The sequence below is a fragment of the Endozoicomonas euniceicola genome (assembly GCF_025562755.1).
Taxonomy (GTDB): domain Bacteria; phylum Pseudomonadota; class Gammaproteobacteria; order Pseudomonadales; family Endozoicomonadaceae; genus Endozoicomonas_A; species Endozoicomonas_A euniceicola.
The window spans coordinates 3,265,708-3,284,968 of record NZ_CP103300.1; the positions used below are offsets into that span (position 1 = coordinate 3,265,708).

The window sequence follows — 19,261 nt, forward strand, 5'->3', positions numbered from 1 at the left end:
TGGGAAAGGGGTTAATGGAAGCGCCTATTTCTGAGCCTGGGCCGTGATCACAATGGCATCCTGCCGCCAGTACTCAAAGTCACAATCAATCAGGCGTTTTTTCTGGTCGTGATTGATTCGGGTGACCAGTAAACCAGAGCTACCGGAGGTGACCCGCAGGTGTGTGGCGGCCTCGTCGTGAATGCCGACAGGGTAGAGTCGATAATTTACTTTACTGTAGCGGGTGCGGTAGTGAATACGGTAAATATCGGACAGTGACTGCTGTAAATCCTGTTCCAGTAAATCCGGAAAATACGCCGGATTAATGTAATTCTCAACGTACAACACTGCTCGTTTATCCACCAGGCGCAGGCGCTGGACACGATAAACCGGTGTCAACGGCGGGAGTTGCAGAAGCTTTTGTATCCTCGTTGTGGCTGGCACCAGGGAGGCGCTGATTAAACGGGTTTCAGGTGTTCTGCCCTGATCGGTGACCATGGTGTGAAAGTTGGAGTTGACGGTTGGGTCGTAGACAATACGCTCGGGAGAGACAAACCAGCCCCGGCGGTCTTCACGATACACCATGCCGTCGGCTTCCAAAGACGACAACGCCTCCCGCAGGGTGACACGGGTGGTTCCAAAGCTTTCGCTCAGTTGCCGTTCCGGGGGCAGTTTCGCCCCTGCTGGCAGGGCGCCGCTTTCTATCTGTTCGCACAGGGCGGATCGAATGATCTGGTACTGGTTTCTCACTGTTAGTTTTTGTCCAGGTAAACTCCAAACCGACAATATACCTGAATTTAAGTGGCAATTAGCAAAATCGTCGTAAACCCTCGCCCAATGCGGGCGGGGATATAAGATTATTGGGTGTTTTCCAGAAGTTTTATCAGACGTTTTCTCAATGATTGCTGGTCTCTCTTAAGTTCGTCACGCAACTCCTCTTTAAACTCATCGGAGGCTTTGAGGCTTGTAATAATGTAACCGATTGTCCAGTGATCCAGGTTATTTATTAAAGACTCCCAGTGCGGTGCAATCCAGCCTCTTGCATATACGTCATAGGCATCGCGGCTTGTGTCCAGAACATCTGAGCCGCTTATATAGCCAACTGCCATATTGCTGTCATTTTCAGCCGACGTCGCCTGTTCTGTATCTTGGGCAGGTTCGTCATTATTTTTTCTGATAGTAAAAAGTATGCTGTATTCCTGGCACATGTCTCCGGGTCTGGCACCATAAAGTTCATTAGGGTCAAGTTCGTAGCTTACATCTTCCAGAGAGAGAACCTGAACTACTTCATAGGGAAGTCGGGATGATCGAGCGGTGTAGTCGACAGTATTGAAAAAATTAAACCGCCGATTATTATAAGGAACTCCCCGGATATCGGTATCAGAATCTGCATTCTGAAGAAGTTTTACTCCAAAATTGTTTCCCCACTCTTCTCTGGGGTAAGCCTGTATGGAAGGCTCCGGTTCGGAGGTCTCGGCAGAGGCACCGTAAGAAACGCCTGATGTTAGCGGGTATGCGATGATGCTGGTATATGATTGTGGAAGTTGTAGCCAGGTGTCATCAAGATAATTTTTTAAATTGTCGTAATTAATCGCCTTGTCTTTACTCAAATGAAAATCAGGAAGCTCTGCTTCTTTCCTGAAAGAATGGCGTAAGTCTAAAAAAGGATAAAGCCAGGGAGTATCGGGGGTCGGATTAGCCCCTGCCGATCGCGATATAAAAGAGACTGAAATGAATAACCAGATGGCTATCGGTTGAATTAAACGACATGCACAGATTAGATGATAAAAAAATAGCTGTTGGCACGGCTCTTTGTTTTGGTAAAAGAAAGTTTTATTTACTTTTAAAATGTTCATGTTTTTCCTACATTACAGTGAAAATAACAAACGAAGTGAAATTAGATTATTTGGCGTTTTCCAGAAGTTTTATCAGATGTTTTCTCAATGATTTCTGGTCTCTCTTAAGTTCTTTATGCAACTCCTTTTTTAACTGATCCGAGGCTTTGAGGTGCTGAATAATGTGACTTGTATCCTGCTGATCCAGATTATTTAGTAAAGACTCCCAGTCTGGTGCAATAATGCCTTCTGCGAATCTGTCATTTTCATCACGATATTCTATGTCTATGAAATTTCCGCCTGTTATATAACCTACTGCCCTATTGCTTTCATTCTGGGTAGGTGTCGCCTGCTCTGTATTTTGAGGTGGCTCGCTATCATCATTTCTCCTGAAAGCGAACACCATGAAGAAATGATGTCTGTGTCTATCCGAAGGATCAGGATAGAAGATCTCGATAGCCGGAACCTGAAGGATCTCATAGGGATTCCCGGATGAGCTGTCTGTGTCTTCTTCAGGTTGAAAAAAAACAAACTGATTACCATCATTATCCATAACTCCCCTGATATCGGTACGAGGGCCTGCCTCTTCAATAAGCTCTACTCCATAGCAGTCTTGCCACTCTTCTCTGGGGTAGGCCTGAATGCTGTCAATATCGTAAGAAGTATTGGATCTCAGTAGTGGGTATGCGATGATGTTTGTATAGGATTGTGGAAGTTGTAACCAAGTGTCATCAAGATAATTTTTTAAATTGTCGTTATTCAGATTCTTGTCTTTTCTCAAATAAAAATCAGGGAGCCCTGTTCCTTTCTCAGGAGTTTCTAATAAGTTTGAAACAGAATAAAACCATGGAAAATTGATAGGTGAAAAAGCTTGAAGCGTTTGCGATATAAGAGAAATTGAAATGAATAACCAGATGGCTATCGGGTGAATTAAACGACGTACACAGTTTAGGTGATAAAAAAGTAGCTGTTGGCACGGCTCTTTGTTTTGATAAAAGAAAGTTTTATTTACTTTTAAAATGTTCATGTTTTTCCTACATCACAGTGAAAATAATAAGCGTAGCTGGAAGTGTTTACCTTTGTTGTTTTTTTATACACAAAAAATTTGGCGCAGCAGTCAAACTGTTCACGACTGAGCCTTTTGAATTATGAACTTTTTATGAAGATTGGCTTAGCCGGGTTTACAGATAAACCGCACAATTTCATTATTTAAAATATCTGGTCTATACCATTAATGACTCAAATTGTGAGGAGCAGGCTGTGGCGATCACAACCGACCTGGAAAACCCTTATCTGCTGTTAACCCCCGGACCTCTGTCCACTTCCCAGACGGTTCGTGAAGCCATGCTGCGTGATTGGTGTACCTGGGATGATGATTACAATCTGGGCGTGGTTCAGAAGATTCGGACACAGCTGGTTGAGCTGGCGACAAAAGCGCCCGGCTATACATCGGTACTGATGCAAGGCAGTGGTACTGCATCCGTAGAGGCTACGATTGGTACGGTTATTGACGACGCTGGTCGCTTACTGGTGGTGAACAATGGCGCTTATGGTGCCCGAATCGCTGAAATTGCTGACTATTTGAATATCAGTCACACGGTTTTCGATTGTGGAGAAACCCGGTTGCCTTCGGCGGAAGTCATTGATGAGCTGCTGGCCAGTGACCCATCCATTACCCATGTTGCCATGGTGCATTGTGAAACGACCACCGGCATGCTTAATCCGGTTGAAGAAGTGGTCAAGATCGTTAAACGACACAAGCGCATTGCCATTATTGATGCCATGAGCAGCTTTGGTGGTGTGCCAATGGATATGGCTGAGCTGGGTATTGATTACCTGATCAGTTCTGCCAACAAGTGTATTCAGGGCGTGCCGGGCTTTGGTTTTGTGATTGCCCGTGAGGAGCTGCTTAAGCAATGCAAAGGGCAAGCTCGTTCCCTGTCCCTGGATTTGTACGCTCAGTGGGACTGCATGGAAGTGAATGCCGGCAAGTGGCGCTTTACTTCACCGACTCATACGGTACGGGCTTTCGCCCAGGCGATGCAGGAACTGTTGCTTGAAGGCGGGGTTGAGGCTCGCCATGAACGTTACTGTAAAAACCAGAGCTGCCTGGTGCAGGGGATGGAAGAGCTTGGTTTTAAGTGTCTGCTGGAAAAAGACATGCACTCACCTTTTATTACTTCTTTTTATTCTCCAGAGCATAAAGATTACGACTTCCGTCGTTTTTATAGCCTGCTGAAAGAGAAAGGCTTTGTGATTTATCCGGGCAAAGTATCTCATGCAGACTGTTTCCGCATTGGCAATATTGGCGATGTATACCCAGGCGATATTGCACGACTCATCAATGCTATCAGCGAAAGCATGTACTGGGAGCATAAGTCCTGATGATGCTCAGGGAGCACCTCAGTGCTGAAGGTGATATCAACACAACGGCGGAACGCAGGCGCTGGCAGGGTGGGATTGATCATCAGCCAACCCTGGATCTGCTGGAAGAAGATGCCCGGTACTTTTTGCATCAGTCCATGTCGAGTCCCTGTCTGGATGTTTTGAGCAAGGCCGGTGGTATCTACATTGAGGATGACCGTGGTCATCGTTACATGGATTTCCATGGTAACAATGTGCATCAGCTGGGTTATGGGCATCCTTATGTGGTTCAGAAAATAAAAGATCAGCTTGACACCCTGCCGTTTTCACCCCGTCGTTTTACCAATCAGACGGCGGTGGATTGTGCAAAGAAACTGGCAGATATCTGTACGGATGATTTGAACCGGGTGTTATTTGCTCCCGGCGGAACATCGGTGGTGGGGATGGCGCTGAAGCTGGCGCGCGTTATAACAGGCAATCACAAGGTGGTGTCGCTGTGGGACTCTTTCCATGGTGCCTCTCTTGATGCTATCGGCGTTGGTGGTGAGGCCTGTTTCCGTGAAGGTATGGGGTCTTTGACGCCAGGCGTTGAGCGTATTCCTCCGGCAGTCAGCTATCGTGGAGCCTGGCCAAGAGAGGATGGTTCCGATGTGCATTATGCCGACTATCTGGAATATGTGATTGAGAAAGAAGGCGGTGTTGGAGCCTTTATTGCCGAGACCGTTCGCAATACTGATGTGCAGGTGCCCAGTCAGGCTTACTGGCAGCGGGTTCGTGACATCTGTGACCAGCATAATGTCCTGCTGATTATTGATGAAATCCCTAACGGTATGGGACGCAGTGGCGAGTGGTTCACTTTCCAGCGTTACGGAATAACGCCTGATATTGTCTGTATTGGCAAAGGTCTCGGCGGTGGCATTGTCCCTATGGCTGCCATGATTACCCGTGACAAATTTAACGTTGCCGGGCATATCTCCCTGGGTCATTACACCCATGAAAAAAGCCCTGTGGGCTGTGCGGCAGCGCTGGCGACAATGGAAGTGATCGAACAGGACAGGCTTCTGGACAAGGTAAAAGACGATGAACGTTATGTTCGTGACCGCCTGGAAACCATGAAAGACCGGTATGAATTGATTGGCGATGTCCGGGGTATAGGGTTGCTCTGGGGCGTAGAACTGGTGACCTGTCGTCAAAATAAAATCCGGGCAAGGGAAGAAGCCGAAAAGGTTTTATACCGTTGTCTGGAATTGGGTATGAGTTTCAAGATTTCCCAGGGCAACGTGCTGCAATTGAGTCCGCCTCTGGTGATTTCCAGAAAAGAACTAAGCCGTGCGCTCGATATTGTTGAACAGGCTATTTCTGAAGTTATTGAAAGTAAGGAGTGAGATTATGAGTCATAAAGTTGAAGCGGTTATTCTGGACTGGGCAGGCACTGTCGTAGATTTTGGCTCCTGGGCACCGACGTCTATTTTTGTCGAAGCGTTTAAAAAAGCTTACGACTTTGATGTCAGTCTTGAGGAAGCCCGTGTTCCCATGGGATTGGGCAAGTGGGATCACATCAAAACTCTGGGGCAGTTGCCAGAAGTGGCAGAGCGTTGGTTGAAGCAGTTTGGCCGGTCAATAGCAGACCAGGACGTGGACGATATCTACAGTGCCTTTATGCCATTGCAGAAAGCTAAAGTAACGGCTTTTTCTGATCCGATTCCGGGGGCGCTGGAAACAGTGGCTCAGCTGCGAGCCAATAATGTAAAAATTGGTTCCTGCTCTGGTTACCCAAGGGAGGTCATGGACATTCTTGCGCCTGCGGCAGAAGCAAAAGGCTACAAGCCTGATGCAGTGGTGGCTACGGATGATCTGGCAGCAGGCGGTCGCCCTGGTCCGTGGATGGCTCTGCACAATGTAATTGAGCTGGGTATCAATAACGTTAGCCGTTGTGTCAAGGTAGACGATTCTGCACCGGGCATTACCGAAGGCCTGAGTGCCGGGATGTGGACTGTTGGTCTGACATTGTCTGGTAATGAAGCGGGCATGACTCTGGACGAATATCGGGTGGCTTCGGAAGCGGTTAAAGAAGAAAAGCGTCGAGTGGCAGAAGACAAACTGTTATCTGCCGGTGCGCATTATGTAATTGACACCATTGCCGACCTGCCTGCTGTGATTGCCCGGATCGAACAGCGCATCGCTAACGGTGAAAAGCCATAAGGCTGTTTATTTAACTTCGTCGTTCCCGCATCTGCGCGGGGATGGCGCTTCGTTTTTGCTCCTTTCATATTGGAAGAGACTCCCCCTTCACCCTGCAAATTGTTTTACCTATAATGCGTTGTTCGTCTGGAGGGGGACAACTATTACCCTTCCATTGCACACGTCTCAGACTTTCCTCTAATGAGTAACCCATGACAAAGACCAAAGTATTAACTGGTATTACGACAACAGGCACGCCGCACCTGGGTAACTACTTAGGAGCCATTAAACCGGCTATTGAGGAAAGTTGGCGTGACGATATTCAGTCCTACTACTTTCTGGCAGATTACCACTCCCTGATTAAAGGTCGTGATCCGAAACGTATTCATCAGTCCAGTCTGGAAATCGCTGCGACCTGGCTGGCTTTGGGGCTGGATACGGATCGTGTGACCTTCTACCGTCAGTCCGATGTGCCTGAAATCATGGAGCTGAACTGGATCATTGGCTGCATGACCGCCAAGGGGCTGATGAATCGTGCCCATGCTTATAAAGCCGCGGTTCAGGACAATGTTGAGAACGAACAGAATGATCCGGATTTTGGTATTACCATGGGTTTGTTCAGCTATCCGGTTCTGATGGCTGCGGATATCCTGATGTTTGGCGCTAAAAAAGTTCCGGTTGGTCAGGATCAGGTGCAGCATCTGGAAATGGCCAGAGATATTGCCAAGCGCATGAATCATCATTACAAGACAAAATTTGTTCTGCCTGAAGCCATTGTTGATGAAAACACCTCGGTGCTGAATGGTCTTGATGGTCGCAAGATGAGCAAGAGCTATGACAACACCATTCCCATGTTTGTCCCGGAGAAAAAGTTGTTGAAACTGATCCGTAAGATCAAGACTAACTCTCTGGAGCCGGGTGAGCCAAAAGATCCATCCACCTGTACTCTGTTCCAGATTTTCTCTGCCTTTGCGACGGAAGAAGAAGCTCTGGCGAAGAAAGCCCAGTACGAAGCCGGCGCTGGCTGGGGTGATCTGAAAAATGAGTTGTTTGAATACCTGAATGAAAAGCTGAAAGAGCCTCGTGAACGTTATAACGAGCTGCTTCAGGATCCTGCTTTTATTGAGGCCGAGTTGCGTAAAGGGGCTGAAAAAGCCCGTGCCGAAGCAGCACCTTTCCTGCGGCATATTCGTCAGGCTGTTGGTATTAAAGGGTTTGTTTAGTGCAATGCCAGCCAGGCTTCAATCCTGCTGAAGCCTGGCTGGAAAGCTGTCAGGCGTGATAAACAATTGCGTTGTAACGGTAAAGTTTTTAAAGGGAGGGTTGGCAAATTCCAGCTCTACAAATGACGCTTTCCAGCCTTTCTGTTGATTAGCAATTGAAACTTTTATACGACAGGCATTATTGCACTTTACTGTAAGGTCTTTAGCACTAAAGGGCTTTACCGTTGGGTTATCTGGCGTTAAACGGAAATCTCTGGCTTTCGGGTTAACAGCGCTCCAGAGCTTTGCACTTTTTGGTGGAACTGTGCTGGTCACTTTCAGGTCATTGCCTTTTAAGTCCCAGTGAACCGATGGCATTGGACGTTGCTCTATGACTGAGCCATAAAAAGAAGCCAGTGTGTCGGTAATCAGTTGATTGTCCATGCTGGCAATAGCATGGCGGGCATTAGGAAGCGCCCTTAACCAGGTGTGGCCTTTTAGATCACCGAAATAGTAACGGCTTGCATCCGGCAGGATAAATTCATCGTTAGCCGCTGAAACAATATATTTGGGTAGTTTAAGCTGCTGTACATAGTAGATGGGGTCTACGACATGCATCAGCTGAGTTAATGGCTTTGAATGTAACCGGCTTAAAATAGTGTTGTAATCCTTAACCGCAGGTGCCCAGCGACCATAGCTTTGGTAATGATGATCCATGACTGTTTGCAGGTTAAGGATGTCAATCACCATGGGAGCCACCGCAATAACCCTGTTGTCCATGGCCGCTGTCAGCCAGGCCGCCCAGCCTCGTTTGGACAGTCCGGATAAGACGAACTGGTTGATCTTCAGCTTATGTTTTCCCATGAACGCCTGCGCAGTATCCATTGCACGTTGAGTCGCTTTTACCATGGGCAGCTGGAGTGGCATAAAGGCATTTTTATCAGGAGCTTTCAGGAATTCTTCCCATGTATAAGCTACCAGGGCATCTTCTTTTAAAGGTTTTTGATCTGAAAATTGCAGGTACTGGTTGGGAACATCTTTCAAATCGATAACGACCGACTGAGTAAGTGTAGCGATATAGGCAAAACCCAGATCGTTATTGGGGGACTGTTTTGCGGTTAATGGCTTATCGTTTTCAGAATAAAGCCTGCCACCATTGATGAATAGTAAAGCGCTGTCGTGGACAACTTTTTCAGGCTGGTAAACTGTGACTCTATGCAGCCATACTGGGTGGTTGACGGAATGTTTGTGGTCAACGGGCCAGCGTTGCGATGTCATTTCGATGCTGTGAGTGGTGACCGTCTTTTTTTTGTTTGCAACGATAACCGTTTGCTCGGAGGATTTTGCCGCCTGCCAGTGATAATGGTTATCCGGCTTTTGCAGGTAGCAGGGAAGTATGTGCCGGGGATGCTGTTTAAGGTGGGTGGCGGAACAGTCGTTCTGCGGGGCTTTAAGGTGGCTGTCTGCCATTACTGCTACAGAACAGAAAAAAAGGGTCAGCAGCCATGAACGGGATAATAACGGTAACAGGGCAAGTTGTATTGTCATGATAGCTGCACGGGTTGTTGTTTTGTGACAGATACAACAATAGTCTAGTTACACTAGCCTCACAGCATGAGTAATGAGAATGAAAAGAGTATCCGGCATGGTAATGCTGTTGCTGAGCTTAACGATTTCAGGTTGTTCAGTGTTCAGAGGGATTTCCGAACCAATGGGAAAAATCCAGTTTGACCTGAATAAGCTGGATGCTCAGGGTCTGTATGGTCAACCTGATGGTTTGCTGGCACTCAGTTATGAATTTTGTATTCCTGATAACATTGATTATGTTACTGAGGTGATGGCTATTGACCCCACTGTAGTGGTTTACAGACAGTCACCGGGGCGTATTGGTTGCTTGGAAAAGGAATATCTTTGTGTTGGCAATACAGCAACCGATGACTATCTTGAGATACTTCGTAGCCTTTCAAAGTTGCAATACGTAAAAGAAATCAGGGAAACGTTCTTTGAATAAGCTAACGGTTGCAGAAGGCTGGAGGGAAAGGAGAGTAGGATGATTGAAATTCTGGAAATGCCTGCGGATTTCATAGTGGGCATAAGAGTATCTGGCAAAATAGAAAAGGACGATATTCTTCCTCTGATTGACTCTATGAAACTGAAGTTCGACCAACACAGTAAGCTGTCTGTTTATATCGAAGTAGAGTCCTGGGAAGGCATAACGGTTTCTGCTTTATGGGAAGATTTGAAGTTTGGGTTGCCACACTTGAAAGCCATTAATAAGAAAGCGGTTGTCACTGACCGGCAGTGGCTGAGCCGGGTGACGGAGTGGGCTGATATGCTGTTCCCTGGCATCAAGGCTGAGCCATTTGGCCTGCAACAAAAAGAACAGGCGCTACACTGGCTGATGAACTGACCGATCACCCCGTTCTGTGCTGAGTTCATCCCATGACTATAGTAATGGGAAGTAGTTAAGGAACTCTGACCAGGACGGGGACATGTATTTACCAGGATTAATCTCTACAGTACTTCTGGGTGTCGTTATCATGACGTACACTGCAGGCGGACATGCAAAAACTATCTACAAGTGCCAGGTAAATGGCGCCGTACAGTTTTCTGAAGAAAAGTGTGGTCCGGATGCCAGACCGGTGGAATTGAAAGGCATGGCTGCCCCACTGCAACCAGTTGATATGAAAAAACTGAAGACGCTGGAAGCCAGTGAGCGCGTCAGGGTTTTACAAAGCCGGATTGACCTTAGGCAAAAGCGCATCAGCCAGTACCGCAAACGTATGAACAGTGAGATAAAAGTTCTGGAAAAAAGCTTTAAGGCTGAAGCGGATAAGTCTGGAAAAAGGCCATTGAAAAACAGCCTCAAAAATAAAGAGCTGGTGACGCAGGTTAAGCGTATTTCTGATACCACAGAGCTCACCGCTAAAGGGAGTCTGTCAGAGCAGATTAATTCGGTTGTGCTTCACTATCAGTCATTGATAAAAGCGGAAGAGTTTCAGATTGATGTTCTGTTGCGGCATTTGACGTTTGAGCGTAGTAGGGGAGCCCTCTGATGGAGGGGCGTGGTATGGTGGCATGGGAAGGAAAGCAGATAAGCAAAAGTTGAATAGCAGAAAACTGCATGGCTGAAAAAATTCGTTAGACGATGGGAGGCAGTTGAGTAATAAATAATTATCTTTGATATACCCTCCTAAATTGGCCCATTTAAAGGGTTAGCGAGTACTCATGGGAAGTGCATACTTTTCCGACAGTGAGATGGTACGAAAGCTTCAATCATTGCTGAGAGTTTGGTTTTCTGAGAATGGTATAGATTATCCTTGGCGCAGCCCAGCACTGAGTGATTATCAAATTATTGTTACAGAGTGCCTACTACAGCGCACTAGGGCGGAGACAGTAAGTAAATATTGGGCTACATTCTTTGAAGCTATACCTAGTTGGGAAGCTCTGGTAGCGGAGGATAGGACAAAACTTAAAAAGTTATTGAAACCACTTGGCCTAGTAGATCGTAGGGTTTCCTATCTAATTGATCTTGCTTGGGAAGTTATAGAAATGGATGCATGTATCCCTGATTCGGCGGATACACTACGTGAGCTATCAGGAATTGGGCAGTATATTTCTAATGCAATCTGCACATTGCTGTTTGATCAGCGACTCCCTCTTCTGGATGTGAATTTTGCACGAGTTATAGAAAGACTCACTGGTCCCAGAAGACTTGTAGATATAAGGCATGATCCCAAGCTGCAATATATAGCGAACAAGCTTGTAGATACGGATGATTCAATAATAATCAGTTGGGCAGTACTTGATCTGGCCAAACTTGTGTGCATCAAAAAAGAACCTAAGTGCCATGTCTGCCCACTCAACAAACACTGCTTATACTACTCGACTATGCAACGGAATTACCCTTTTTAGACAAGGGTTTATTGCTGGCATTCTGACATTTGTACCTCTTCATTCCTCTTTTTCCGACTTGGTAAAATCCCCCAATGTAGAACTAAAGCCTGGACTTGCACAGCAAAGCATGGTAAATCTTAAGCAATCAAAATATTTAAGCTCGGATAACAAAGTGACGCTCAATCATATTGAACTTTTCGCAGGCTGTGGAGGACTTTCCCTAGGGCTTGAGTCAGAAGGTTATAATCTAGTATTTGCAAACGAACTATCTCCAATGGCAGGTGAGACGTTCGCATTCAACTTGCTGGGTGATCAAGGCGAGAACCTAAAAGCCCTTGGAGAGCAAGGCAAGAAGGCTGAACGTACTTTCTGGCTTAATAGCCAATTTAGTCGCAATGAACTTTTACAAAGACTACGAGAAAATCCACGAGAGGCTCCAGCTTTAGGACAGGGCTTCAATGACCTTGATGATGACGATGCAAACCTAAAAGGTGGATTAGTTATTGCGGATATTATTTCTTTAAATAAATATTTAAATCAAAATACAGAACTACTGAACAAAATAAAGTCTGGGTTTGGAAGTGTAAATCAAGGTGTTGATCTTGTATCTGGTGGACCTCCTTGCCAAAGTTTTAGCATGGCAGGCCTGCGTCAGCATGATAACGAGCGAAACCAGCTGCCAATGGCTTTTGCCAATTTTGTTGGTCTTGTTAAGCCAAGAGCCGTTGTCCTAGAAAATGTGACAGGTATTCTTAGAGCCTTTGATGTTAAAGGTAAAAAGTACTATGCGTGGTTTGAAGTAGCAAAGGCATTTGTAGAAAAAGGCTATGTTCCTATCTGCCTGCACGTAAATGCAAAATATGTAGGTGCTGCTCAGAATCGGCCTCGCTTTATAATGCTGGCTTTCCGTAAAGATGTATTTTCTATCTACAAGGCTATCGTAGAGAAAGAGCAAAATCTAAAGTCTTTTGAAATTTTGAAATTGTCTGAAAATTTCTATAGAAGCGCAAAAGGTAATGAGCACTTAGTACTAGAGGATTCAGGTTATTATTATCATGATGTTGAGAAGCATCCAGAATCTTTCAAGCGGACTTTTTTAAGTAGCTTTCTGACTAGGGATAAGTCTAATTTCCATACTGTAAGTGATGCTATAGATGACTTGCGTTTAAACAATCCAAGCAAGCCAAGCACTTATGTAGAAGAGATAAATAATCTTTTAGATAAAGATTTGCCTGAATCAGCTCTTAATCATGAAATGAGAAGCAATAGTTTTCATGTTAGAAAAAGATTTAGTTTATATCAGGCCTTGTCAGAGGTTTCACCACAAACAAGGAAGAAGGTATCAGCTTTCTTAAGGTTGGATGATGAGTCTGTGCTGGATGAAAATGTTGTCGAGGAACTTTCAAAGCATAGATACTTGATTAGTGAAGATAATGAGAAAAAGCAGTACTTGAGTAAAGGCAGAGATAGCATTGTTGCGTTCTTACGCTCATTGCGTACTAAGAAGCAAACACAGCGAGCTTTGATTTCTACAGACCCTGCACCTGCTGCGCTGTCTATTCCTGATGATGCATGCCACTATGACAAGGAAGAGCTACGAACTTTATCAGTTAGGGAGATGGCGAGAATTCAATCGTTCCCTGATTGGTTTGAGCTTCGCTCTAAAGTAACTACTGGCGGCAAAATGCGTCGCTTTGAAGTGCCGCAATACACGCAGGTTGGTAATGCTGTACCGCCATTGCTTGGAGCGGCTATCGGTAAGGTTGTGAAAACCATACTCTCTACTGTTGATAGTAGTTCACTTCGATATAAAAGACGTGAAACGATTACAAGCACTCAGGCTGAAGTAGTAGAATCACTGTAAGCTTTATTCCTCCCTACTGTTATTCTTTGATAGTAGGGAGGTGTTTTATTTATGATTCAAGGCTGTATAGAATGGGGGCAGGAAATAGGATGCTGAATGCTTCAGGCTTTATCTTAAAAAGATAACCGTGATCTCTAACTTGCCCATTTTCTTTAATGTGCATAGTGTAATCAACAGTCAGAAGACCTGTTTCTAATAAAATGTCAAATTTTTCAATAGCAGGCTTTTGCGTATGAGTTACCTCAATATAATGAAATTCTTCATTTGCGCCTTTTCCTCTACCTCTAGCATAAACCCAAAATGTTTCTTTATGCTTTTTAAGTAGAGCTTGTTTTAGTTCACTTAGTTTCCAGCAGACATCGTATGTAGATTTTTCTGTTTCACTGTCGTAGTGCATTTGTTTCAAAATATCATTTTCTTGATCAACTTCAAGATATAAACCTAGAGAGTTTGGTTTATCTGCACTAATAGTGTGTCGTAATGCTTCAGAGCCATCCTTATCTATATAGCCTCTGAGCTTTATTAATTCTACAGCCTTACTTATAGGGCTAGATTTCCAAATAGGTACTTTGGAAAACAGCTGTTCTCTAGCCCTGTTTCCTCTTGAACGAGTTCTTTTGCTTTTAAGTTCAATGCCCTTGTAATCTGGTTCTCTTGATGAGTTTGCCTGAATTTCAAGTAAACTCTCAAGTGTCATACCAATGCCGGTATCACCAGGTGTGATTGTTTTAATAAAACCTTTGGATGAAATGTTTCTAAGTTTGGCTAATAGCTCATTTGCAATGGGTGATATTGTTTTATGGTCATCTGTATCAAACAAACCAGAGTTAAGGTGTTTTTCAAAATTGTTATATTCTGAACAGTTGAGTACAAATAAATTATTTTTGTGATAAATTACAGCAATGACATTATTAGGGCTGGCGTATTTGCTTAGGCCATATACCCAGAGTCTGGGATCACCATCTTTGGTTTCCGGTCGGTAGAGCGATATCTTGCTTTCGGCTATTTCTCCATTACTTAATATAGAAGCGGAAACAATTTTTTTATGCTTAGTTCCCTTTTGTTGATCTTTATAATCATGAATGTCTTGTTGCTTTAGAAATGCTCTAAATGAATCATGAGCATCAATAATAGATTTTTTTAGTGCAGTTTCAGTTGGAACTAGAAAACTGAATTGAAGATTTTTCTCTAGAAGCTTTTTAGCAATAAGTGATAAATCTATATCAGCTGATGTCAGCATAATATCGGCCTAATAAACAGTACTATTAATCGTACTATTGTACCATAATATGCGTTCAATTTAACTAAATAGAGAGAGTCAGTACCTGTAGTAGTGCCAAATGAGATCGCCCACCACCCAAAGGAAATAGTTGCAACACGCAGCCATCAGGTTCACTATCTGCAACTATGAAAGCCGTTGTAAAAGTGCTTGATGCCAGATCGCAGCAGGGTCGGTGTCCCCGATGGCATCAACAAAGTGGTTCTCTTTTCTGGCTTGATGTTGCAGGGCAGAGCCTGAATACCTGGCAGGCTGAGTATGACCGCACCCAGACACTCCTGTTGCCGGAACCCTCCGGTTGCTTTTCGTTTTCCTCTTAAGACAGTCCAGATTCTGGCAGACGCAATTTTGGAACGCCTGACCCACAACGCATATCGGATAGAACTCAAGGGAGAATCTATGAGAAAAATAAAAGCAAAACTGGATGATCGTGAACACGCAAGCTAAAAATTAAGAGAAGCAATGCTTAGGGAGGCGGAGGTGTTCACGCTTTCCGGTGAAGGTGTTCATTTTGGCTGGAATATGCACAGACAGGGTTCATGTTTGCAGTTGAAAAAAGCAGGGCGGTATCACTGAAAAAAGGTTACTGGCAGCAGAGTTTCAAACTCTTGAAGAAATTAAGTGAAGGTAGGCATTATACGAGGATTATTGGTTAATATCCCTATCTGAGAGTCCAGCAAGCAAGGTGCTCTGCTATCTTTACAGGCTTGTCAGTGGCGAAAAGTTATTTGACAGATATTATCGAAAGGGCTAGTTTTATGAGCAACACACCCGCCATGCCTCTCAATGAAGCACACTCTGGCGGGTTTTTTTTGGCTGTAAAAATGTCCCCGCTTCGGTATTACGAATAAGAATGACTATTTTTAACAAAGATGCCACATCCCTTGATCAACAAATTGAGATTCTGCAAAAACGAGGGCTTGAGATAACCAGCCCTGAACGGGCAAAGCACTATTTGAGTAATATCAGCTATTTTCGAATGAGTGCCTATACCAGACCATTTTATATCCCTGCCGGATCGGGCACAGCTGAACACCTCTTTATTCAGGGTACCGCTTTCGGTGATGTGCTTAATCTCTATATTTTTGACCGGGAATTGCGCCTGTTGCTGCTGGATGCGATTGAACGTCTTGAAGTTGCCCTTCGAGCTCAACTAACTCAAACACTGGCAACAAACCATGGTCCATTTGGCTATCTTGATCATAAACTCTTTGATACTCGGTATAATCATAACTGGTTATTAGATGAGCTTGGGAAAAAGGTGAACAGTCGTGATGCTGAAGTTTTTCTGGACAGTTACCGACGTAAGGGGCGCAGCATTCAATAACTTACCGGGCTGTTGGCTTTTGGCTATTAGCTGCTCATACAGCCAACAGCCAACAGCCAACAGCCAACAGCCAACAGCCAACAGCCAACAGCCAACAGCGGTATATTATGTTCTGCTGCTTCCCTAAGTATCCCGATTCGCCAGAGCATCCTCCTTTCTGGATGGCTTTGGAGTTATTGAGCTTTTGACAAATATCGATACTCTTTGCCAATTTGCGCAACTCAGAAGACCAGAAACAAATTTCCAGTCATTTTGGATTTCCTTTTGTTGTTCTTAAGTCATGGTTTCGTGCCCTTTCAGATCTTCGAAATCATTGTGCACACCATGCACGGGTTTGGAACAGGGTGTTTGGCTCCAGCCCTGTTTGGCCTCGCAAAGCGCCAAAGTATTGGATTTTTGTGCCTGATCGTATTTCTACCCGGAACAAAGCATCAACCCCCGACGACGACTCTATTTTCAACTTGTGATTATTGTGACTCTTCTCAGGAAGGTCAGCCCCACCAGTCAATGGGCAGAGAAACTCAAGACGCTATTGAAGCAGCATCCAACAGTGTCCCGAACACACATGGGATTTCCTTCCGGCTGGAAAGAAGACCCACTCTGGCAAAGTAAATAAAAATACAGACAGTATGCTGAATGTGCGTCAGCAGGAACTTATTTTCCCTGCTGACGGATAGTCGCTTTATGCGGCAAACTTGCCAATATCCACGGCAAAGCTGTCGACAGCTTTCTTAATCGCCATCACCTTTGTCATATCCGTAAACACGCCGGTAAGTCCTATTCAGAAATAATCCCTGAAGCACCTGGAATAACTCAAACACTGGGTTTCCCTGCGTGGAATTCCCAACAACCCACCACCCAAAGGAAATAGTTGCAACACGCAGCCATCAGGTTCACTATCTGCAACTATGAAAGCCGTTGTGAAAGTGCTTGATGCCAGATCGCAGCAGGGTCGGTGTCCCCGATGGCATCAACAAAGTGGTTCTCTTTTCTGGCTTGATGTTGCAGGGCAGAGCCTGAATACCTGGCAGGCTGAGTATGACCACACCCAGACACTCCTGTTGCCGGAACCCTCCGGTTGCTTTGCCTTTTCCTCTTCAAACAGTCCATACCCCGACAGCATTATTCTGGCATCGGCTTCTGGTTTTTTTCAGATCAACGCCTTCTTATCAGGCCTGAATTCAGAAACTAACGTATCCCGGCTGAATCGGGTGTCGGACGACTGGCCTGAAAACGCCTTACTCGACGGCCGCTGTGATGCGGCTGGTCGTTTCTGGGTTGGCAGTGCCAATCTTTATGGCAGTCAGGCAGAGTCATGGCTTTATTCATTAGATGCTACTTTACAACTGGAGCAGAAAGCAGGCCCGGTGATGGCTACCAGCAGTATTGCCTTCAGCCCTGACTCGGGCACGATATACTATGCGGACTCTGCGGAACACGTTATTTACGCCTGTGAGTATGACCTTGAAGGGGGAGTACTGGTAAACCGTCGTGTTTTTCACCGTTTTCCTTTTGGTAAAGGCCTGCCCGCTGGAGCAGCGGTTGATAATGATGGGTGTCTCTGGGTAGCAATGTTTGCAGGAGAAAAAATTGTACGCCTGTCACCGGGAGGCGTTATGGTTGAAGAGGTCCACTTGCCTGTTAAGTATCCTACAGCGGTAGCGTTTGGAGGCGAAACCAATACGACACTGTTTATCACTTCATGCAGGCAGGCTTGCTCAACTGAGGAGCTGGAGCAGTATCCGGAATCGGGTGGAATCTTTGCGATTGAGACGGGTATAAGGGGTATGACGGAGTACAGCTATTCAGCCGGAGTCAGCCTGGGCAGGTAACAATGAGCAGACGATAAAAGGGTGAAGAATGCGTAACCAGCTAGATCAGTTAAAAGGTATGACCAAAGTGGTCGCAGACACCGGGGATATTGACGCAATCAAACGCTACAAACCGGTAGATGCCACCACTAATCCGTCGTTAATCCTGAAAGCTGCCGAACTGCCGGCGTACAAAGCGTTGTTGTCAGAAGCGCTTGAGTATGGACGACAGTCTTATGATGATGTCAACATACAAACGAAGCTCGCCTGCGACTGGCTGGCGGTTGCGATCGGAAAAGAGATACAGGGTGTTGTGCCGGGTGTAGTGTCGACAGAAGTAGACGCCCGTCTTTCATTTAATACCAAGGGCACGGTAATAAAAGCCCGTCGTCTGTGTGAACTGTATCGTCAACAGGGTGCTGACAGTAACCGGTTGTTGATAAAAATAGCGTCAACCTGGGAAGGCATAAAAGCGGCAGAAATTCTTGAGCAGGAAGGCATACGCTGCAACCTGACCCTGCTGTTCAGTTTTGCCCAGGCGCGGGCCTGCGCTGAGGCAGGTGTCTATCTGGTCTCGCCTTTTGTGGGACGTATTCTCGACTGGCATAAACAATCAGAAGGGCGTGACTATGTCGGGGCGGAAGATCCGGGGGTTGTGTCTGTATCCCGAATATTCAATTACTACAAGCAGCACGGTTATAAAACCATTGTGATGGGAGCCAGCTTCCGTAACACCGGAGAAATTCGTGAGCTGGCCGGCTGTGACTGCCTCACCATAGGGCCATCATTACTGGAAGAACTGGAAAATACGGAGCAGCCTCTGGAACAAAAGCTGTATGCGGAAAAGCCAGTGTCCGACGATCCCAGGCTGACACTGGATGAAATGACTTTCCGCTGGTTTATGAATGAAGACGCTATGGCAACGGAAAAGCTGGCGGAAGGTATTCGTAACTTTACAAAGGATCAGGTGAAGCTGGAACAACTGATCGCGCGACAGCTATAGAGTTTGGCTGTATTCCCCTCCCCGAAATTATGTGGCTGGAGGGGATTTCGGATTAACCCCTGTTACTTTTAGCCGCCATGGTTAGTCGGGAGATGCAGGTCAGACTGCCCTGTTCATTCTCGATACGAATTTCCCAGACCTGAGTGCTGCGACCAATATGAACAGGGCGGGCGGTTCCGGTCACTTTGCCTGATGTCGCAGATTTCAGGTGATTGGCATTAATTTCCAGGCCGACACAATACTGATCGTTCCCGCAGGCAAGGTTGGCAGCAATACTGCCGAGGGTTTCAGCCAGAACCACATTAGCGCCGCCATGCAGCAAGCCCATGGGTTGCACGGTACGTTTATCCACCGGCAGGGTGCCGACCAGGTAGTCATCACCAATGTCAGTGATCTCAATACCAACATGCTCACACATGTTGCCTTTCAACTGGTGGTTTAATGATTCCAGGGTTGGGGACTGGTTCCAGATAGCCATTGCTCTGCCCGCTGTGAGTAACAGGGTTCAATAGTGACATC

Annotated in this window: 20 protein-coding genes and 1 pseudogene; 15 read left to right on the top strand and 6 right to left on the bottom strand. The window is 45.7% G+C overall.

Annotation, left to right across the window (positions count from 1 at the left end):
- Positions 1-24: 24 nt before the first annotated feature.
- The 3 genes from phnR to NX720_RS13025 all read right to left on the bottom strand — a co-directional run bounded on the left by phnR (position 25) and on the right by NX720_RS13025 (position 2,841).
- Positions 25-729, bottom strand: coding sequence for a phosphonate utilization transcriptional regulator PhnR (gene phnR / locus NX720_RS13015; protein WP_262595264.1), 705 nt, complete (start codon positions 727-729; stop codon positions 25-27).
- A gap of 107 nt (positions 730-836) precedes the next feature.
- Complete coding sequence (locus NX720_RS13020) at positions 837-1,589, bottom strand: hypothetical protein (protein WP_262595265.1); 753 nt, start codon at positions 1,587-1,589, stop codon at positions 837-839.
- A 292-nt stretch (positions 1,590-1,881) separates the two neighbouring features.
- Positions 1,882-2,841, bottom strand: coding sequence for a hypothetical protein (locus NX720_RS13025; RefSeq protein ID WP_262595266.1), 960 nt, complete (start codon positions 2,839-2,841; stop codon positions 1,882-1,884).
- A 233-nt stretch (positions 2,842-3,074) separates the two neighbouring features.
- Here NX720_RS13025 and phnW point away from each other — a divergent pair, with 233 nt between their 5' ends.
- The 4 genes from phnW to trpS all read left to right on the top strand — a co-directional run bounded on the left by phnW (position 3,075) and on the right by trpS (position 7,582).
- On the top strand, positions 3,075-4,199 hold the full coding sequence (phnW, locus tag NX720_RS13030; protein ID WP_262595267.1) for a 2-aminoethylphosphonate--pyruvate transaminase: 1,125 nt from the start codon (positions 3,075-3,077) through the stop codon (positions 4,197-4,199).
- Entirely contained in the window at positions 4,199-5,563 is a 1,365-nt protein-coding gene (locus NX720_RS13035) for an aspartate aminotransferase family protein (RefSeq protein ID WP_262595268.1), read from the top strand. The genes phnW and NX720_RS13035 overlap by 1 nt, the downstream gene beginning before the upstream one ends.
- A gap of 4 nt (positions 5,564-5,567) precedes the next feature.
- Entirely contained in the window at positions 5,568-6,380 is an 813-nt protein-coding gene (gene phnX, locus NX720_RS13040) for a phosphonoacetaldehyde hydrolase (protein ID WP_262595269.1), read from the top strand.
- 191 nt (positions 6,381-6,571) lie between these two features.
- Positions 6,572-7,582: a tryptophan--tRNA ligase gene (gene trpS, locus NX720_RS13045; protein WP_262595270.1), complete on the top strand. Its 1,011-nt coding sequence runs from the start codon at positions 6,572-6,574 to the stop codon at positions 7,580-7,582.
- Positions 7,583-7,600: 18 nt separating this feature from the next.
- Here trpS and NX720_RS13050 read toward each other — a convergent pair whose 3' ends face one another.
- Complete coding sequence (locus tag NX720_RS13050; protein WP_262595271.1) at positions 7,601-9,109, bottom strand: PhoPQ-activated pathogenicity-related family protein; 1,509 nt, start codon at positions 9,107-9,109, stop codon at positions 7,601-7,603.
- Between the two features lie 79 nt (positions 9,110-9,188).
- On the opposite strand from NX720_RS13050, the gene NX720_RS13055 reads away from it, so the two are divergent.
- The 5 genes from NX720_RS13055 (at position 9,189) to NX720_RS13070 (ending at position 13,322) form a co-directional block, all read left to right on the top strand.
- Positions 9,189-9,572: a hypothetical protein gene (locus NX720_RS13055; protein ID WP_262595272.1), complete on the top strand. Its 384-nt coding sequence runs from the start codon at positions 9,189-9,191 to the stop codon at positions 9,570-9,572.
- A gap of 39 nt (positions 9,573-9,611) precedes the next feature.
- Complete coding sequence (locus NX720_RS13060; protein WP_262595273.1) at positions 9,612-9,971, top strand: SpoIIAA family protein; 360 nt, start codon at positions 9,612-9,614, stop codon at positions 9,969-9,971.
- A gap of 130 nt (positions 9,972-10,101) precedes the next feature.
- Complete coding sequence (locus tag NX720_RS13065) at positions 10,102-10,617, top strand: hypothetical protein (protein WP_262595274.1); 516 nt, start codon at positions 10,102-10,104, stop codon at positions 10,615-10,617.
- A 202-nt stretch (positions 10,618-10,819) separates the two neighbouring features.
- Complete coding sequence (locus tag NX720_RS27145) at positions 10,820-11,476, top strand: hypothetical protein (RefSeq protein ID WP_404831093.1); 657 nt, start codon at positions 10,820-10,822, stop codon at positions 11,474-11,476.
- Positions 11,412-13,322 (top strand): DNA cytosine methyltransferase, encoded by a 1,911-nt coding sequence (locus NX720_RS13070; RefSeq protein WP_262595275.1) that lies wholly within the window; start codon positions 11,412-11,414, stop codon positions 13,320-13,322. Before NX720_RS27145 ends, NX720_RS13070 begins: the two co-directional genes overlap by 65 nt.
- A gap of 49 nt (positions 13,323-13,371) precedes the next feature.
- Here NX720_RS13070 and NX720_RS13075 read toward each other — a convergent pair whose 3' ends face one another.
- Positions 13,372-14,562, bottom strand: a complete 1,191-nt coding sequence (locus NX720_RS13075; RefSeq protein WP_262595276.1) for an MvaI/BcnI family restriction endonuclease — start codon at positions 14,560-14,562, stop codon at positions 13,372-13,374.
- Positions 14,563-14,729: 167 nt separating this feature from the next.
- On the opposite strand from NX720_RS13075, the gene NX720_RS13080 reads away from it, so the two are divergent.
- From NX720_RS13080 to tal, 6 genes and pseudogenes are all read left to right on the top strand, one after another.
- Complete coding sequence (locus tag NX720_RS13080) at positions 14,730-14,921, top strand: SMP-30/gluconolactonase/LRE family protein (protein ID WP_262595277.1); 192 nt, start codon at positions 14,730-14,732, stop codon at positions 14,919-14,921.
- A 13-nt stretch (positions 14,922-14,934) separates the two neighbouring features.
- Positions 14,935-15,048: pseudogene (locus tag NX720_RS13085) on the top strand (ATP-binding protein); the annotation flags it as partial.
- A 406-nt stretch (positions 15,049-15,454) separates the two neighbouring features.
- Positions 15,455-15,928 (top strand): Abi family protein, encoded by a 474-nt coding sequence (locus tag NX720_RS13090; protein WP_262595278.1) that lies wholly within the window; start codon positions 15,455-15,457, stop codon positions 15,926-15,928.
- 197 nt (positions 15,929-16,125) lie between these two features.
- A complete protein-coding gene (locus NX720_RS27150; protein ID WP_404831094.1) occupies positions 16,126-16,395 on the top strand; it encodes an Abi family protein in 270 nt (89 codons plus the stop codon).
- Positions 16,396-16,836: 441 nt separating this feature from the next.
- Positions 16,837-17,760, top strand: a complete 924-nt coding sequence (locus tag NX720_RS13095; RefSeq protein ID WP_262595279.1) for an SMP-30/gluconolactonase/LRE family protein — start codon at positions 16,837-16,839, stop codon at positions 17,758-17,760.
- Between the two features lie 28 nt (positions 17,761-17,788).
- Complete coding sequence (tal, locus tag NX720_RS13100) at positions 17,789-18,742, top strand: transaldolase (protein ID WP_262595280.1); 954 nt, start codon at positions 17,789-17,791, stop codon at positions 18,740-18,742.
- A 52-nt stretch (positions 18,743-18,794) separates the two neighbouring features.
- On the opposite strand, the gene NX720_RS13105 is transcribed toward tal, so the two are convergent.
- The gene (locus NX720_RS13105; protein ID WP_262595281.1) at positions 18,795-19,220 is read right to left on the bottom strand and encodes a hotdog fold thioesterase; all 426 of its coding nucleotides are present in this window, start codon (positions 19,218-19,220) and stop codon (positions 18,795-18,797) included.
- Positions 19,221-19,261: the final 41 nt, after the last annotated feature.

Excerpts from the sequence above, each read along its gene's own strand:
- trpS (WP_262595270.1), top strand. The coding sequence starts at position 6,572 with ATGACAAAGACCAAAGTATTAACTGGTATTACGACAACAGGCACGCCG.
- NX720_RS13055 (WP_262595272.1), top strand. The coding sequence starts at position 9,189 with ATGAAAAGAGTATCCGGCATGGTAATGCTGTTGCTGAGCTTAACGATT.
- NX720_RS13105 (WP_262595281.1), bottom strand. The coding sequence starts at position 19,220 with ATGGCTATCTGGAACCAGTCCCCAACCCTGGAATCATTAAACCACCAG.
- NX720_RS13060 (WP_262595273.1), top strand. The coding sequence starts at position 9,612 with ATGATTGAAATTCTGGAAATGCCTGCGGATTTCATAGTGGGCATAAGA.
- NX720_RS13025 (WP_262595266.1), bottom strand. The coding sequence starts at position 2,841 with ATGAACATTTTAAAAGTAAATAAAACTTTCTTTTATCAAAACAAAGAG.
- NX720_RS13075 (WP_262595276.1), bottom strand. The coding sequence starts at position 14,562 with ATGCTGACATCAGCTGATATAGATTTATCACTTATTGCTAAAAAGCTT.
- phnX (WP_262595269.1), top strand. The coding sequence starts at position 5,568 with ATGAGTCATAAAGTTGAAGCGGTTATTCTGGACTGGGCAGGCACTGTC.
- NX720_RS13065 (WP_262595274.1), top strand. The coding sequence starts at position 10,102 with ATGACGTACACTGCAGGCGGACATGCAAAAACTATCTACAAGTGCCAG.
- NX720_RS13080 (WP_262595277.1), top strand. The coding sequence starts at position 14,730 with ATGAAAGCCGTTGTAAAAGTGCTTGATGCCAGATCGCAGCAGGGTCGG.
- NX720_RS13050 (WP_262595271.1), bottom strand. The coding sequence starts at position 9,109 with ATGACAATACAACTTGCCCTGTTACCGTTATTATCCCGTTCATGGCTG.
- tal (WP_262595280.1), top strand. The coding sequence starts at position 17,789 with ATGCGTAACCAGCTAGATCAGTTAAAAGGTATGACCAAAGTGGTCGCA.
- NX720_RS13095 (WP_262595279.1), top strand. The coding sequence starts at position 16,837 with ATGAAAGCCGTTGTGAAAGTGCTTGATGCCAGATCGCAGCAGGGTCGG.
- NX720_RS13070 (WP_262595275.1), top strand. The coding sequence starts at position 11,412 with ATGTCTGCCCACTCAACAAACACTGCTTATACTACTCGACTATGCAAC.
- NX720_RS13090 (WP_262595278.1), top strand. The coding sequence starts at position 15,455 with ATGACTATTTTTAACAAAGATGCCACATCCCTTGATCAACAAATTGAG.
- NX720_RS13035 (WP_262595268.1), top strand. The coding sequence starts at position 4,199 with ATGATGCTCAGGGAGCACCTCAGTGCTGAAGGTGATATCAACACAACG.
- NX720_RS27145 (WP_404831093.1), top strand. The coding sequence starts at position 10,820 with ATGGTACGAAAGCTTCAATCATTGCTGAGAGTTTGGTTTTCTGAGAAT.